At 66.3% G+C, this 15,731-nt stretch carries 10 protein-coding genes; 3 read left to right on the top strand and 7 right to left on the bottom strand.

What is annotated here, in order from left to right; all coding sequences use genetic code 11:
- Nucleotides 1-64 precede the first annotated feature (64 nt).
- From QZ656_RS12210 to QZ656_RS12200, 3 genes are all read right to left on the bottom strand, one after another.
- The gene (locus QZ656_RS12210; protein WP_291993638.1) at nucleotides 65-1,342 is read right to left on the bottom strand and encodes a D-amino acid dehydrogenase; all 1,278 of its coding nucleotides are present in this window, start codon (nucleotides 1,340-1,342) and stop codon (nucleotides 65-67) included.
- Nucleotides 1,343-1,534: 192 nt separating this feature from the next.
- Nucleotides 1,535-2,737 carry an ammonium transporter gene (locus tag QZ656_RS12205; RefSeq protein ID WP_291993637.1) on the bottom strand — a complete coding sequence of 401 codons (1,203 nt, stop codon included), beginning with the start codon at nucleotides 2,735-2,737 and terminating at the stop codon, nucleotides 1,535-1,537.
- Nucleotides 2,738-2,913: 176 nt separating this feature from the next.
- On the bottom strand, nucleotides 2,914-4,158 hold the full coding sequence (locus QZ656_RS12200; protein ID WP_291993636.1) for a murein transglycosylase A: 1,245 nt from the start codon (nucleotides 4,156-4,158) through the stop codon (nucleotides 2,914-2,916).
- A 48-nt stretch (nucleotides 4,159-4,206) separates the two neighbouring features.
- Between QZ656_RS12200 and QZ656_RS12195 the strand changes: the two genes are divergently transcribed.
- On the top strand, nucleotides 4,207-5,166 hold the full coding sequence (locus QZ656_RS12195) for an ATP-binding protein (protein ID WP_291993635.1): 960 nt from the start codon (nucleotides 4,207-4,209) through the stop codon (nucleotides 5,164-5,166).
- A gap of 37 nt (nucleotides 5,167-5,203) precedes the next feature.
- Entirely contained in the window at nucleotides 5,204-6,196 is a 993-nt protein-coding gene (locus QZ656_RS12190) for a Nudix family hydrolase (protein ID WP_291993634.1), read from the top strand.
- A gap of 20 nt (nucleotides 6,197-6,216) precedes the next feature.
- Here the strand turns inward: QZ656_RS12190 and glgX are convergent, their stop codons facing one another.
- Genes glgX through glk form a run of 4 tightly spaced genes read right to left on the bottom strand, consistent with a single transcriptional unit; the run spans nucleotide 6,217 to nucleotide 13,871 of the window.
- Nucleotides 6,217-8,202: a glycogen debranching protein GlgX gene (gene glgX, locus QZ656_RS12185; RefSeq protein WP_291993633.1), complete on the bottom strand. Its 1,986-nt coding sequence runs from the start codon at nucleotides 8,200-8,202 to the stop codon at nucleotides 6,217-6,219.
- Entirely contained in the window at nucleotides 8,199-10,382 is a 2,184-nt protein-coding gene (glgB, locus tag QZ656_RS12180) for a 1,4-alpha-glucan branching protein GlgB (RefSeq protein ID WP_291993632.1), read from the bottom strand. The genes glgX and glgB overlap by 4 nt, the downstream gene beginning before the upstream one ends.
- A gap of 11 nt (nucleotides 10,383-10,393) precedes the next feature.
- Nucleotides 10,394-12,847 (bottom strand): glycogen/starch/alpha-glucan phosphorylase, encoded by a 2,454-nt coding sequence (locus tag QZ656_RS12175; RefSeq protein ID WP_291993631.1) that lies wholly within the window; start codon nucleotides 12,845-12,847, stop codon nucleotides 10,394-10,396.
- A 22-nt stretch (nucleotides 12,848-12,869) separates the two neighbouring features.
- On the bottom strand, nucleotides 12,870-13,871 hold the full coding sequence (gene glk, locus QZ656_RS12170; RefSeq protein ID WP_291993630.1) for a glucokinase: 1,002 nt from the start codon (nucleotides 13,869-13,871) through the stop codon (nucleotides 12,870-12,872).
- Nucleotides 13,872-14,328: 457 nt separating this feature from the next.
- On the opposite strand from glk, the gene QZ656_RS12165 reads away from it, so the two are divergent.
- Complete coding sequence (locus QZ656_RS12165) at nucleotides 14,329-15,663, top strand: FAD-binding oxidoreductase (protein ID WP_291993846.1); 1,335 nt, start codon at nucleotides 14,329-14,331, stop codon at nucleotides 15,661-15,663.
- The last annotated feature ends 68 nt before the right edge of the window (nucleotides 15,664-15,731 follow it).

The raw sequence follows: 15,731 nt of genomic DNA, 5'->3' as shown, positions 1-15,731 counted from the left end.
CACCGCTTTCACCCAGCACCGGCCGCTGCGATGGGATCAACGGAAAGAATGGCGATTCAGACCGTCAGCGGGCTAGCCCGGGCAAAGTAAGCCCATCGAGCGCAACAAAGGGCGGCTGCCCGCCAATCAGATCGGCGACCGCACGGCCGCTGGCCAGCGACAAGGTGAAGCCGAGCGCACCATGACCGACGTTGAGCCAGAGATTGGCGTACGGAGTGCGGCCCAGGATCGGCCGGCCGCTCGGCGTTGCCGGTCGCAGGCCGGTCCAGGCTTCGACCTGACGATAATCAACCGCACCGGGGAAAACGGCGCGTGCCTCGGCGATCAGCGTCGCCATGCGTTGCCGCTTGATCGCACGGTCGTAACCGACGATGTCGGCGATTCCCGCTGCGCGCAGGTGGCCGTCGATGCGCGCGTAGACGATCTTGCGCTGGAAGTCGGTGACGCTGAGCGTCGGCGCGGCGTTGGCGTCGGCGATCGGCGCCGTCAGGCTGTAGCCCTTGAGCGGGTAGATCGGTAGCGACATGCGCAGCGGCCGCACCAGGCGTGGGCTGTCGCAGCCACCGGCCAGGACATAGGCGTCGGCTTGCAGGCGCCCGTTGCGGGTGTCAACGCCGACGATTTGGCGACCGCTGACACGCAACCGCTCGATAACGGTGTCGAAAAGACACACGTTTTCGGACGAAACGGCGCGCATCCGGTCGACCAGCGCCATGCTGAAGCGATAGCAGTCGGCAGTATCCTCGCTCGGCGTATGGACGCCGCCGACGATCTCGCGGCGGATGTGCTCGAGGGCCGGTTCGATGGCCACGCAGGCGGCCGCATCGAGCACCTGCTGGCGATGATCGCCATCGCCGAGCAAGCGGCTCTGGTAATCGACCTGACGACCTGCGCTGACCAGCGACGCCGTGTCGCGATAGACGACCAGTTTGCCGCTCTTGACGTAGGCGAAGTCGAGCGCTGGCTCGAGCGCCAGCAGGTCGTCCATCAGGCGGCGGCTGGCGTGCCCCAGACGCAACAGATGGCGCGTCGTCTCGGCACTGCGTGCGCTCGTACAGGCGGCCAGGAATTGCAGGCACCAGCGCCATTGCAGGGGGTCGAGTTGGGGGCGGAAACGCACTGGTGAGGTCGGCGAAAGCAGCCAGGGCGCGAGCTTTGTCCAGACGCCGGGGTCGGCCAGCGGCGCCACGTAGCTGTAGCTCAATTGCCCACCGTTGGCGTAACTCGCTTCACGTGCGACGCCTTCGTGGCGGTCGACCAGGGTCACCTGATGGCCGTCGCGCGCCAGGTAGTAGGCGGTGGCGGCACCGATCACGCCGGCACCGAGAACGATGACTCTCATCTTTGCCCCCTGTCCGTTGGCAACGGCGACGACGTGTCACGACCGCGCCGGTCAGCGCGCGCCGAGCGCGCCAGGGCAGCCCCCACCCGAGAATCGCCGAGGCCGTGGGGCGCTTGCCGAAGCGGCACTATACGCTCGCCGGCCGATGGCCACAGGCCGGCCAGTCAGGGGCGCGGCGCCTGGCAGCCGTTCCTACCAGTTGCTCTCGCGTTCGGCGGTCGCCGAGATCTTGTGGATCGAGAGATCGGCGCCGTTGTATTCCTGTTCCTGATCGAGGCGCAGGCCGAAGACGCTTTTCAGAAGGCCATAGACGATGCCACTACCGAGCAGCGCAACAACGATCGCCAGTCCGGTCATCAGCAGCTGCGGCATCAGGGCGACGCCGCCGAGGCCGCCCAGCGCCCGGCTGCCGAAGATGCCGGCGGCGATGCCACCCCAGGCGCCACACAGACCGTGCAGCGGCCAGACGCCGAGGACGTCGTCGATCTTCCAGCGGTTCTGCGTCAGCGTAAACATCCCGACGAAGAGTCCGCCGGCGACACCGCCGACGAGCAGCGCACCAATCGGGTGCATCAGGTCGGAACCGGCGCAGACCGCGACCAGCCCGGCCAGCGGGCCGTTGTGCACGAAACCCGGGTCGTTCTTGCCGGCGACCAGCGCGACCAGCGTGCCGCCGACCATCGCCATCAGCGAGTTCATGGCCACCAGGCCGGAGATCTTGTCGATGGTCTGCGCGCTCATGACGTTGAAGCCGAACCAGCCGACGGTCAGGATCCATGCGCCCAGCGCCAGGAAGGGGATCGACGACGGCGGGTGCGCCGAAATTCGCCCTTCCTTGGTGTAGCGCCCGTAGCGCGCGCCGAGCAAGAGCACGGCGGGCAGCGCGATCCAGCCGCCCATCGCATGCACGACGACCGAGCCGGCGAAATCATGGAATTCTGCGCCGTAGGTCGCCTTCAGCCAGGCCTGCACGCCGAAAGCCTGATTCCAGGCGATGCCTTCGAAGAACGGATAGATGAAGCCGACGATCAGGAAGGTCGCCGCCAGTTGCGGGTAGAACCTGGCGCGTTCGGCGATGCCGCCGGAAACGATCGCCGGGATCGCCGCCGCGAAAGTGAGCAGGAAGAAGAACTTGGTCAGCTCAAAACCGTTCTTGGCCGCCAGCGTTTCGGCACCGGCGAAGAAATTGACGCCGTAGGCGACGCTGTAGCCGACGAAGAAGTAGGCGATCGTCGACACCGAGAAGTCGGTCAGGATCTTCACCAGCGCATTGACCTGGCTCTTCCTGCGCACCGTTCCCAGTTCGAGGAAGGCAAAACCCGCGTGCATCGCCAACACCATGATGCCACCGAGCAGAATGAAGAGAACGTCACTACCAGACTTGAGAGCTTCCATGGCCCCTCCTGAAAATCGCATTGCAGCCTACAAGCAATTTTCGAGCCATGCTCAATTGGTGCGTTCTACAAGGATTCAGGACCCAAAACGGGGATTGGCGCACCTCGACAGTGCGCCAATCGGTCGCGCAGGCACCACGATGGGGCTGCATGCACCATGCTTGTACCGCGCGCCGCCTATTGTGGTGCAGCACCCGCCGGCAGCAGTACCCACATCTGCCCTTGCTGTTTCATGCGGCCGGCTTGCGCGCCGGCCGGTGCGCCGAAACCCCAGAAAAAGTCGGCGCGAACGACGCCACGAATCGCGCTGCCGGTATCCTGCGCCAGCATCAGCCGGCGCAGCGGTGTCGTCGTCGCCGGCAGGGTCGTCGACAGGAAGACCGGCGCGCCGAGCGGCACGTGCGCGGGGTCAACGGCAATGCTCCGCTCGGGCGTCAGCGGCACTCCCAGGGCGCCACTGGGGCCTTCGGCATCGCCGTTCTTGAGCGCTTTTTCGCTGAAAAAGACGTAGCGCGGGTTGGCGTTCAGCAGCTCGGTCAGGCGCGTCGGGTTGGCGCGTGCCCATTGCTTGATGCCCTGCATCGACGCCTGATCGAGCGTCAACTCGCCGCGCTCGACGAGCAGCTTGCCGATCGACTGATAGGGATGGCCGTTCTGATCGGCAAATGCCAGGCGCGCCATGCTGCCGTCGGCGAACTTGACGCGTCCGGAACCCTGGATCTGCAGAAAGAACAGGTCAATCGGGTCGTCGACCCATAGCAGGACGCGGTCGGCGTAGGCCTGTGGACGAGCCGTGATCTCGGCCCGCGAATAATAGGGGACGACCTTCTTGCCCTGCAGGCGGCCGCGCAGGCGCTGATTCTTGAGCTCGGGTTGGACTTCGCCGAGGTCGATGCTGAGCAGGTCGGCGGGGACGCCGAGGACGGCCTGCAGATAGGGCTCGCCACGCGTCCGCGAGCCACGTAGCAGCGGCTCGTAGTAGCCGGTGACCATGCCCTCCGAGCTGCCGTCTGGGTTGGTCAGCAGCCACGGCTGGAAATGCGCCTCGAAGAGGCTACGGATGGCCGCGCTCGACGGCGCCGACAGCGCGTTCGCCTGCTCGCAGGAGGCCCGCCAGAGCGGCCACTGCGGGCGTTTGGCGAGCGTCCGACACGATTGCAGGAAAGCCGGCCAGGCGGCGCGCAAATCGTCGTCGGTCCAGCCCGGCAGATCGCTCCAGCGCGCCGGCTGCAGCGGTTTGAAGCGCGGCGTCGGCGCCTTTGTTCCGGCCGTCGGGTCGCAGGGCTGGCACGCCGGGCAAGCCGGGCAGTCGCCCTGCGGCTCTTGTCGCTTGCTGCCGCAGGCGGTGAGCAGCAAGGCCAGCAGCACGCTGGCCAAGGTGGAGGCAAGGGCAGGGAAGTGCCGTGGTTGGCTTTTGCGCATGTTTTGGCTAGAGTGTTGGGTTCGTCACCCCGCCGAGTATACCGTCCGATGGCCGACCTCTTCCGGCAACTTGCCAGCTTTCTGGTTCGCGCCGAGCAGTTTCTCGATCGACTCGAACCGCTGCTGCCGCCAGCCTCACCGCTTCCCGACTGGCAGGCGGCCAGCGCTTTTCGCTGGCGCAAGAGCCACGGCGCCGGCTACCTGCAGCCGCTCCGCCGCTTGCCGGAAATCACGCTCGCCGACCTGCACGACGTCGATCAGCAGAAAGCGCGTGCCGACGCCAACACCCGCCAGTTCGTCGCCGGCCAGCCGGCCAACAACGTGCTGCTTACGGGCACGCGGGGGTCAGGCAAGTCGTCGCTGGTCAAGGCGCTGCTCAACGCCTACGCGGCCAGTGGCTTGCGCCTGATCGAGGTCGAAAAAGGCGACCTGACCGACCTGCCGGAGATCGTCGAACTGGTCGACGGACGCCCGGAGCGCTTCATCATCTTCTGCGACGACCTCTCCTTCGACTCCGGCGACGCGCGCTACAAGGCGCTCAAGGTCGTCCTCGACGGATCGATCGCGGCAGCACCCGAGAACGTCCTGATCTACGCCACTTCGAACCGCCGCCACCTGATGCCCGAGTATTTTGCCGAGAACCTCGAGAGCAAGCGCGTCGGCGAGGAGATTCATCCGGGCGAGGCGATCGAGGAGAAAATCTCGCTGTCCGAGCGCTTCGGTCTGTGGATCTCCTTCTACCCGTTCGACCAGGACGCGTATCTCAACATCGTCGCGCACTGGCTGAGGTCGTTTGGCTGCGCCGACGACGAAATCGTCCGCGCCGAGCGCGACGCGCTCAACTGGGCGCTCGAACGTGGTTCGCGCAGTGGCCGTGTCGCCTGGCAGTTTGCTCGCGACTGGGCCGGACGGCAGCTGGCCGACGCCGCCGCCCGGAAGGGAGCACGAACGGCGACGGCGCGCGCGGCCAAAGCGTCGCCACGAAAACGCTCGGCGCGCGCGTCGTGAGGCGCTGCGCCAAGCGCCTTGCGCGCCAGCCGCGCCGATGAACGAGCCTGGCGAAGCGGCCACAGCCGGCGCCACCGGCGACGGCCGCAAGATTACCGAAGTCGCGGCGGCCGTTCTCTTGCGCGGCGACCCGGCGGCGCCCGAGTTTCTCCTCGCGCAACGCCCGCCCGGGAAGGTCTATGCCGGCTACTGGGAGTTTCCCGGCGGCAAGGTCGAGCCCGGCGAGAGCGTGCCGCAGGCCTTGCGGCGCGAGCTACACGAAGAGCTGGGGATCACCGTTGAGCAGGCCTGGCCGTGGGTCTGCTGCCAATTCAGCTACCCGCATGCGAGCGTCCGCCTGCGCTTTTTCCGCGTCAACTCGTGGCACGGCGAGATCGCCCCGCTCGAGCACAGCGCCTTCGCCTGGTTGACCGTCGGCGAGGCAGCCAGCGTGGCGCCGATTCTGCCCGCCAATGGCCCGATCCTGGCGGCGCTCGCGCTGCCCGAACTGTATGCTCTGAGCAACGCCGAAGAGAACGGCGTGGCGGCCGAACTGGCGCGGCTCGAGCGCGCCCTGGCGCAGGGGCTGCGGCTGCTGCAGGTTCGCGACAAGACGCTGGCGGCGGCGCAGCGGCAGCGCTTCGCCGCCGCTGTGATGGCGCTGGCGCGTCCTTACGAGAAGGCCTGCGTGCTGATCAACGACGATCAGCAACTCGCCCGCGCGGTTGCCGCGCAGGGCGTGCATCTATCGTCGTCGCAGCTCTGGCAGCTCGAGCGGCGGCCGGATTTCACCTGCGTGGCCGCCTCGTGCCACAGCGCTGCCGACCTGGCTCGGGCAGCCGAACTCGGGCTGGATTTCGTTGTCCTCGGGCCGCTGCTGCCGACGCCCAGTCACGCCGGCGCCGACGGCATCGGCTGGACCGAGTTCGCGCGCCTGGTCGAACGTTCGCCCTTGCCGGTCTACGCACTCGGCGGCATGCAGCCCGAGACGCTCGACCTGGCCTGCAGCCACGGCGCGCACGGCATCGCACTGCTGCGCGGCTGGCGCTGAGCAGCCGTCCGACCAGAAACTCACCTCCCCGCGGCGGGTACTCGGGTCAGTAGCTGGACGCTACGCGCGGCGACCGGGCTGGTGGTCTCGCGTTGCACGCTGGCGAAGGGCGAGGCAGCGCTGCTGTCGCAGAGCTGTTGCCAGGCGCCCGGCGGCAGCAGGAACGGGACCGGTATTTCGTCACGATTGATCAAACACAGCAGCGCGCCGTCATCGGGCGCCTCGCCAGCGAGTTGCAAGGCAAAGGTGCCGAGCGTCGCCGACTGCCAATCGTTGACGCCCATCGGTCGCCCGGCCGGGTGCCACCAGACGGCGTCAGCGTCGCCGCTCAGCCAGCTGCTGCGCCGCAGTTGCGGGAAACGTCGCCGCAAGGCGATCAGCCCGGCAACGAAATCGATCAACTCGCGGTCGGCGTCCTGCCAGTCGACCCAGGTCATCGCGTTGTCCTGGCAATAGGCGTTGTTGTTGCCGGCCTGCGTCCGGCCGAGTTCGTCGCCGCCCTGCAGCATCGGCACGCCCTGGGCGATCAACAGCGTCGTCAATAGCGCGCGCTGCAAGCGGCGGCGTCTGGAGAGTACCGCCGGGTCGCTGCTTTCACCTTCTTCGCCGCAGTTCCACGAGAGGTTGTGGCCATGCCCGTCGCGATTGTCCTCGCCGTTGAGTTCGTTGTGCTTGCTCTGGTAGCTGACCAGGTCGCGCAAGGTGAAGCCGTCGTGGGCGGTGATGAAGTTGACGCCGGCCTGCGGTGCACGTCCGCCACCAGCGAATATTTCGCTGGAACCCGCCAAGCGTTGCGCCAGCGCGCCGACGCCGACTTCGCCGGTCAGCCAGAAGGCGCGTACGTCGTCGCGGAAGCGGTCGTTCCATTCGCTCCAGCCCGGCAGGAAGCGCCCCAGCTGGTAACCGTACGGCCCCATGTCCCAGGGTTCGGCGATCAGTTTGACGTGCTGCAGTACGGGGTCCTGCCTGAGCGCCGGCAGGAAGGCGCTGTTGCGCGCCAGCGCGGCGGCGAGGTCGAAGCGGAAGCCGTCGACGTGCATCACGCCGACCCAGTAGCGCAGGGCATCCATGACCAGTTGCAGAACGCGCGGCTGAGTGAGGTTGAAGGTGTTGCCACAGCCGCTGTAGTTCTCGTAGGCGGCGAGATTGCCTTTCGGAAGCAGGTAATAACTCTGGTTGTCGATGCCGCGAAAGGTCAGCGTTGGGCCGAATTCGTCGGTCTCGGCGGTATGGTTGAAGACCACGTCGAGGATCACCTCGAGGCCGGCGGCGTGCAGCGTCCGGACCATCGTTTTGAATTCGTCGATCACCGACTGGCCACCGACGCCGGCGGCGTAGCGCGGCTCGGGAGCGAAGAAGGCGAGCGTGTTGTAGCCCCAGTAGTTGACGCGCCCCTGCTCGAGCAAGCGTTGCTCGTCGAGGAAGTGGTGCACCGGCAGCAGGCTGACGGCGGTGACGCCGAGCCGCTGGAAGTGTTCGATCATCGCCGCTGAGGCGAGCCCGGCGTAGGTCCCACGCAAGGCTTCGGGAACGTCGGGGTGCTGCCGGCTGACGCCCTTGACATGAACTTCGAGGAACACGCTATCGGCCCACGGCGTCGCTGGCGGCGCGTCGCTGCCCCAGTCGAAGTCTTCGTCGACGACGGTCGCCAGCAGCGCCTGCGTCGGGTCGTCCGGGCTGACCGGAGGATAGCGGCCGACGACCGCGCGCGCGTAAGGGTCGAGCAACAGCCGCCGGGAATCGAAACGCTGGCCCTGCTCGGGCGCTGCCGGGCCGCGCACGCGGTAAGCGTAGCGCAAGCCGGGTGCGGCGCCGGCGAGATAGCCGTGCCAGACCTGATCGCTGCAGTGGCGCAAAGCCAGCGTTTGCTGCCGCTGGCCGTCGAAAACGCACAGCTCGACGGCCTCGGCGTGCGCCGAGAACAGCGCGAAGTTGACGCCGTGCCCGTCCCAGTGCGCACCGAGCGGCCACGGCCGCCCGGCCGCGAGCGTCGCGCCGCCGCTCACGGTACCCACTCCAGGAAAATTGCGGCGAGCGGTGGCAGCGTCAGGTTCAGCGACCATTCGCGGCCGTGTGCCGGCCGCTGCTCGGCGGTAATCGCGTTCGCGCCGTTGCCGACGTTGCTGCCGCCATAGTGTTCGGAGTCGGTATTGATCCGCTCGTAGAACTTGCCGGCGACCGGCACACCGATGCGGTAGCCCTGACGAACGACCGGCGTGAAGTTGCCGACGTAGACGATGGCCCGCGAACGGTCGCGCGTCCAGCGAATGAAGGCGATCACCGAAGCGTCGGCGTCGTCGGCGGCGATCCATTCGAAACCAGCCGGCTCGAAATCGACCTCGTGCAGCGCCGGGCGGCTGCGGTAGAGGCTGTTGAGGTCGCGGATCAGATTGCGGACGCCAGCGTGCGTCGGGAAGTCGAGCAGCGCCCAGTCGAGCGAGGTATCGTGGTTCCACTCGCTCCACTGGCCGAACTCGCCGCCCATGAACAGCAGCTTCTTGCCCGGGTGCGCCCACATGAACCCGTAGAGCGAACGCAGGTTGGCGAATTTCTGCCAGGTATCACCGGGCATCTTGTTGATCAGCGAGCCCTTGCCATGCACCACTTCGTCGTGCGACAGCGGCAGGACGAAGTTCTCGGTAAAGGCGTACATCATCCCGAAGCTGAGCTTGTTGTGATGATAGCGACGGTAGATCGGATCCTGCGCCATGTACGAGAGAACGTCGTGCATCCAGCCCATGTTCCACTTGTAGTGGAAGCCCAGTCCGCCCATCGACGGCGGCCGGCTGACCATCGGCCAGGAAGTCGATTCCTCGGCATAGGTGTCGGCCGCGGGGTGTTCCTGGCCGAGAACCTCGTTCATCCGGCGCAGGAAGGCGACGGCCTCGATGTTCTCGCGGCCACCATGGACGTTCGGCACCCACTGTCCCTCCGAGCGGCTGTAGTCGCGGTAGAGCATCGACGCCACGGCGTCGACGCGCAGACCATCGACGCCGTAGCGCTCGATCCAGAACAGCGCGTTGCCAATCAGGAAGTTGCTGACTTCGCGCCGACCGAAGTTGTAGATCAGCGTTCCCCAGTCCTGGTGCATGCCTTCGCGCGGGTCACGATGCTCGTAGAGCGGATTGCCGTCGAAGCGCCCCAGGCCGTGTTCGTCGGTCGGGAAGTGCGCCGGCACCCAGTCGACGATCACCCGCAAACCGGCGGCGTGGCAGGCGCTGACGAACTGGCAGAAGCCGGCCGGGGTGCCGTGCCGGGCGGTTGGCGCGTACAGGCCGAGCGGCTGGTAGCCCCACGAGCCGTCGAAAGGATGCTCGGAAATCGGCAACAGTTCGAGGTGCGTAAAGCCAAGATCGACGACGTAGGGGATCAGCGTTTCGCTCAGCCGCTGCCAGTCCGGGAAGCCACCGTCGTCAGCGCGCCGCCACGAAGCCAGATGCACTTCGTAGATCGACACCGGCGCACCGAGTGCATCACCAGCGGCTACCGGGATGGGGTCTACCGGCGGCGGCAGCACACAGACCACCGACGCCGTTGACGGCCGCAACTCACCTTCGAAGCCATAGGGGTCCGATTTGAGCGGCAGCAGCTGCCCGTCGCGCGCGCGTATTTCGTACTTGTAGCGCGCGCCGGCGGTCACTCCCGGCAGGAAGATCTCCCAGACGCCGCAGTCCTGGCGCAGGCGCATCGGGTGGCGGCGCCCGTCCCAGGTATTGAAGTCGCCGACGACGCTGACGCGCTGCGCATCAGGCGCCCAGACCGCGAAAGTGGTACCGGCGACGCCGTCGATCTCGGTCAGGTGCGCGCCGAGACGCTCGAATGGCCGCAGGTGCGAGCCCTCGGCGAGCAGCCAGGCGTCCATTTCGCCGAGCACCGCCCAGAAGCGATACGGGTCGTCGGTTTCCTGGACGCCGTCGGCCCAGGTGATCCGCAGGCGGTACGAAAAATCCTTGCGGCGGCGCGGAATGACACCCTCGAAAAAACCCTCGACGCCCTCGACGTCGCGCTGAGCGAGTTCGGCGACCTGTTTGCCGGTCTTGGCGTCGAGTACGGCAACCGCGCGCGCGCCGGGTTGCAGGCTGCGCACCCACAGGCGGTCATCGGCATCGGTGTGCATGCCGAGAACGGCATAAGGATTGCCGTGCTCGGCCCGGCATAGAGAAATAATCTCGGCGTTGTCGATCATCTGGGCATTCCTCAAATATTGCCAAGCGTGGTCAGCTTCCAGGTGTCTTCGGCGTAATCGCGAATCGTCCGGTCGGCCGAGAACGGTCCCATGCCGGCGACGTTGAGAATCGCCTTGCGCTGCCACTCGGCGGGCGTCAGATAGAGCGCGTCGACGCGCTGCTGGGCCACCACGTAGTCGGCGTAGTCGGCGAGCAGCAGGTAATGGTCGCCATAGTGAACCAGGCAGTTGAAGACGTCGTGGTAGCGCGAGCGGTCGCCGGGCGAGAAGAAGCCACCGTCGATCTTGTCGAGCACTTCCTTGAGCGCCGGATCGTTCTGGTAGATTTCGTTCGGTTGATAGCTCGTTTTGCGGATCGCATCGACCTGCGCGGTGTTGTTGCCGAAGATGAAAATGTTGTCGGCACCGACCTGGTCGCGGATCTCGATGTTGGCGCCATCTTCGGTGCCGATGGTCAGCGCGCCATTGAGCGAGAGCTTCATGTTGCCGGTGCCCGACGCTTCGGTACCGGCGGTCGAAATCTGCTCGGAGAGGTTGGCCGCCGGCATGATCAGCTCGGCGACCGACACGCCATAATTGGGTATGAAGACGACTTGCAGCATGTCACGCGTTCGCGGATCGTTGTTCACTACCGCCGCGACGTCGTTGATCAGGCGAATGACCTGTTTGGCCATGTGATACGACGACGCCGCCTTGCCGGCGAAGATCACGCTGCGCGGCGCGCAATCAACAGCCGTACCGTCGAGCAGGGCGTTGTAGCGGGTGATCACGTGCAGCACGTTGAGCAGCTGCCGCTTGTATTCATGGATGCGCTTGACCTGCACATCGAAGAGGCTGTCGGGGTTCAGGATGACGCCGGTTTCGCGCGTCACGTAGTCGGCCAGACGCAGCTTGTTGGTGCGCTTGGCGGCCGCGAATGAGGCGCCGAAAGCGGCATCGTCGGCAATCGCGCGCAGACCCTCGAGGCGGTCGAGATTGAGGCGCCAATCCTTGCCGAGCCGTTCATCGAGCAGCGTCGACAGCCCCGGATTGGCCTGCGCCAGCCAGCGCCGCGGCGTCACACCGTTGGTCTTGTTGTGAAAGCGCTCGGGGTACAGCTGGGCAAAATCGGCAAAGATGGTCTGCACCATCAGGTCCGAATGCAGTTGCGAAACGCCATTGACGCGGTGACTGCCGACGATGCTCAGGTGCGCCATGCGCACGCGCTTGTCCTTCTCGTGGCCATTGCCGTCGTCGATCAGCGAGACGCGGCGCATCAGATCGACGTCGCCCGGGTAGAGGCGAACCACCTCGTCGAGAAACTCCTGGTTGATGCGGTAAATGATCAGCATGTGGCGCGGCAACACGCGCTGCATCAGCGTCAACTTCCAGGTTTCCAGTGCTTCCGGCATCAGCGTGTGATTGGTATAGGAGAAGATGCGACAGCACTGATCCCAGGCGACGTTCCAGGTCATTTGATGTTCGTCGACCAGCAGGCGCATCAACTCGGCGACGCCGATCGCCGGGTGCGTGTCGTTGAGGTGGATGGCGACCTTGTCGGCCAGATTGGCGAAACTGCCGTACTCGTCGTGGTGACGTTGCAGGATGTCCTGCATCGACGCCGAGACGAAGAAGTACTCCTGACGCAGACGCAGTTCGCGGCCGGCGGCGGTGCTGTCGTTCGGGTAGAGCACCCACGAGATGTTCTCGAAGCGATTCTTGAACTCGGCGGCGCGCTGGTAATCGCCGGTATTGAAGGCGCCGAGGTCGATCTGCGATGGCGCTGCTGCTTTCCACAGCCGCAAGGTGCTGACGCGCTCGGTACCGTAGCCGGGGATCACGTGGTCGAACGCTTTCGCCTCGACCGAATCGGCGGCGTGCCATTCGGCCCATTCGCCGTGGTGCTCGGCGGTCCCGCCAAAGCGTACCGTGTAGTGCTTGCCGGCGCGTGGGAATTCCCAGGGCGAACGGTCGTGCACCCAGGCTTCCGGTTGCTCGACCTGCTGTCCGTTGACGATCGACTGCGCAAACATGCCGTACTCGTAGCGCACGCCGTAGCCCCACGAGGGAAGTCCGAGCGTCGCCATCGAATCGAGAAAACACGCCGCCAGCCGTCCCAGGCCACCGTTACCGAGCGCCGCGTCGGGTTCGCATTCCATCACCTCGTCAATCGACGGTCCCGGCGGCGTGAAAACAGCCGCGGCCTGATCGCGCAGATCGAGTGCCGACAAGGCGTTGTTCATCGAGCGGCCGATCAGGAATTCCATCGACAGGTAGTAGACACGCCGGGCCTTGTTCTGGCGGTCGGCGTGTTGCGTCTCGACCCAACGTTTTGCCAGTTGCTCGCGTGCGACGTGTGCCAGCGCCTGGTAGTACTCTGCCTTGCCGGCTACGGATTTCTCTGTCGCCACCTGGCAGAGCAGCTTGTGGTCGATCTGTGAGCGCAATGCTTCGTTCTCGGGTTGGACTGCAGCAGCATCAGACATCAGGGAATTACTCCAGTGGGGTTCATGGGCAGTCTTCGCTCTCGGCCAGGGCATCGGCCGCGCCCAGCAGGGCCGGCGTCGGCGAGAGCATTACATAGGTGGGAATTGCGGCCAAGTAGGCGGCGAAGCGCCCCTTGGCTTCGAAGCGAGCGCGAAAGGCCGAGCGATCAAACAGCTCGCCAAGGCGGGGGATAATACCACCGCCGATATAGACGCCTCCGCGCGCGCCGAGGGTCAGCGCCAGGTTGCCAGCAACCGCGCCGAGCATCGCGCAAAAGGTGTCGATTACCGCGCGGCACTGGACGTCATTGGCCAGCGCCTGGGCAACGATCTCGGCAGGCGTCAGGGCTTCGCAACGGCGGCCGTCGACCTCGCCGACCAGGCGATGCAGCAGCGGCAAGCCGCTACCCGACAGCAGTCGCTCGGCCGAGACGTGCGGCAGTTCGCGCCAGGCGAGCGCGAGGATCGCCGACTCACGCGCGTCGGCCGGCGCCAGCGAGCAGTGGCCACCTTCGCCGGCCAGCGCCAACCAGCGTCCGCGGTCGAAAATGACTCCGGAGACGCCGAGGCCGGTGCCCGGGCCGAGTACCGCCCTGGCCGCCAGCGCGACGCCGCTACCGCCACCGACCTGCCGCAGGTCGCTGGCCGGCAGCCGCGCCAGCGACAAGGCCAGCGCCGTGAAGTCGTTGAGCAACAGCAAACGCGAAATCGCCAGCCGCGACTTCATTTCCGCGCGCGAAAAACACCATTTGGCGTTGGTCAGGCGGACGACTGGCGCATCAACCGGCGCCGCCAGCGCGATCGCGGCGGCCCGCAAGCTGGTACAACCGACCTCGCCGAGGTAGGCCTGGATGGCCTCGACCGGCCCGGCGAAGTCGGCCACCGAAAGGATCCGCAGCAGCTGCGGCGAGCCGTGCTCATCGAGCAGCGCGAAGCGCGCGCGCGTACCGCCGATGTCAGCGACCAGCATCGCCGGGGTGGCCGTAGAAGGGCGATGCTGGGGCGGCAGTTGGGCGATTTCCATGGGCTTCGGCGGATCACGTTGTGGCCGACGCTGGCCGTCTTTGCGGCAGCGCTGCAGGGTTCGGGGACATGCTTGGTGGGTGGTGAAAATGGCAATGGCGTGAATCTTCGCACCAATTGCCACGCTTATCAAAGGGACCTTCTACGAAGTCGCGTTGGCGCCCGGGCGATCAGCCGCCATGAGTCTGTCTGTTACACGCTTCTCGTGTCAAGCTGCGGCGCGATGGTGCTGGCACGGCGTGCCTGCCGACTACTGCCAAGGCGTCCGCAGAGCCGTACAATCGGCCCTGCGGTCAATGGCCATGCAAGCCCGTGGCGATGGCCGCCAGCCACTACAGCGCAGTCATTTTCTTGTCCGAGGGCCAGCCGTGAATCCAGTGAATAGTGAACACGCGAAGCTGCTCCGCACGCTCGCCGAAGCCGTCGGGGCCGAGCAGCTTCTGACGGCCAGCGAGGCCATGGCACCGCACCTCGAGGATTGGCGCGGGCGCTATCGCGGTGCGGCGATCGCCGTCGTCCGTCCAGCCAACACCGCCGAGGTGTCGGCGGTCGTGCGGGCCTGCGCCGAGGCCGGCGTGGCAATGGTGCCGCAGGGCGGCAACACCAGTCTGTGCGGCGCGGCGACGCCGGCGGCAGACGGACAAGCGGTGCTGATCAGCGTCTCGCGCCTCAACAGCGTGCGCGCCATCGATCCGGCGAACAACACCATGACCGTCGACGCCGGCTGCGTCCTGCAGACTTTGCAGGATGCAGCCGCGCAGGCCGGGCGCCTGTTCCCGCTGTCGCTCGCCGCCGAGGGCAGCTGCCAGATCGGCGGCAACCTGTCGACCAACGCCGGTGGCGTGCAGGTTCTGCGCTACGGCAACACGCGCGAGTTGACGCTCGGCCTGGAAGTGGTGCTGCCGAATGGCGACGTCTGGAATGGTCTGCGCGGCCTGCGCAAGGACAACACCGGCTACGACCTCAAACAGCTGTTCATCGGCGCCGAAGGCACCCTGGGGATCATCACCGCGGCCGTTGTCAAGCTCTTCCCCCTGCCGCGGGCGACGGCGACCGCCTGGCTGGCGATTGACTCGCCAGCGCTGGCGGTGCGCTTGCTGGCTGACCTGCAGGCGTCTTTTGGCGCGCTGCTGACGGCCTGCGAACTGGTCTCGGACGTCGCCCTCGGCCTGGTCCGCAAGCATCTCCCGGCTTCGCCAGCGGCCGTCTCGGCCAGCCCCTGGCACCTGCTGATCGAAGTCTCTGGTGGCGACGGCGACGATGCCCGGCGGCAAGCGCTCGAAGTCTTCCTGGCCGAGGCGCTGGACAGCGGCGCGATCAGCGACGCCGTGCTGGCGCAGAGCGGCGAGCAGGCGCAGCGCCTGTGGGCCTTGCGCGAGAACATCGGTGAGGCACAGAAGATCGAAGGGCTGAGCATCAAGCACGACATTTCGCTGCCGATTTCGCGTATTCCCGAGTTTATCGAGCGCGCCGACCAGCAACTCGTGCAGGCCTTTCCCGATATCCGCATCGTCACCTTCGGGCACATCGGCGACGGCAATCTGCACTACAACCAGTCGAAAGCGGCCGCCGGCGAGAACGGCGCGTTCATTGCCGCCCAGCCGGCGGTCAACCGCATCGTCTATGAGCTGGTGCACAAACTCGGCGGCAGCATCAGCGCCGAGCATGGCATCGGCCAGTTGAAGCGCGACGAACTGCTGCGCTACAAGAGCCCGGTCGAGATCGAGATGATGCGGGCGATCAAGCGAACCCTCGATCCGCAGGGCTTGATGAACCCCGGCAAGGTGCTTTGAGCAGATCGGTGTAGCGGTCGTCGGGCAGTCGAGCGCCCGCGTGCCGGCGCGTCGTCAGGAAATCCGTC

This window comes from Candidatus Accumulibacter sp. ACC003 (genome assembly GCF_907163085.1).
In the GTDB taxonomy this organism is placed as follows: Bacteria; Pseudomonadota; Gammaproteobacteria; order Burkholderiales; family Rhodocyclaceae; genus Accumulibacter.
Note: the sequence above shows the minus strand (reverse complement) of the source record. Positions and strands in the feature narration are given on the sequence as shown.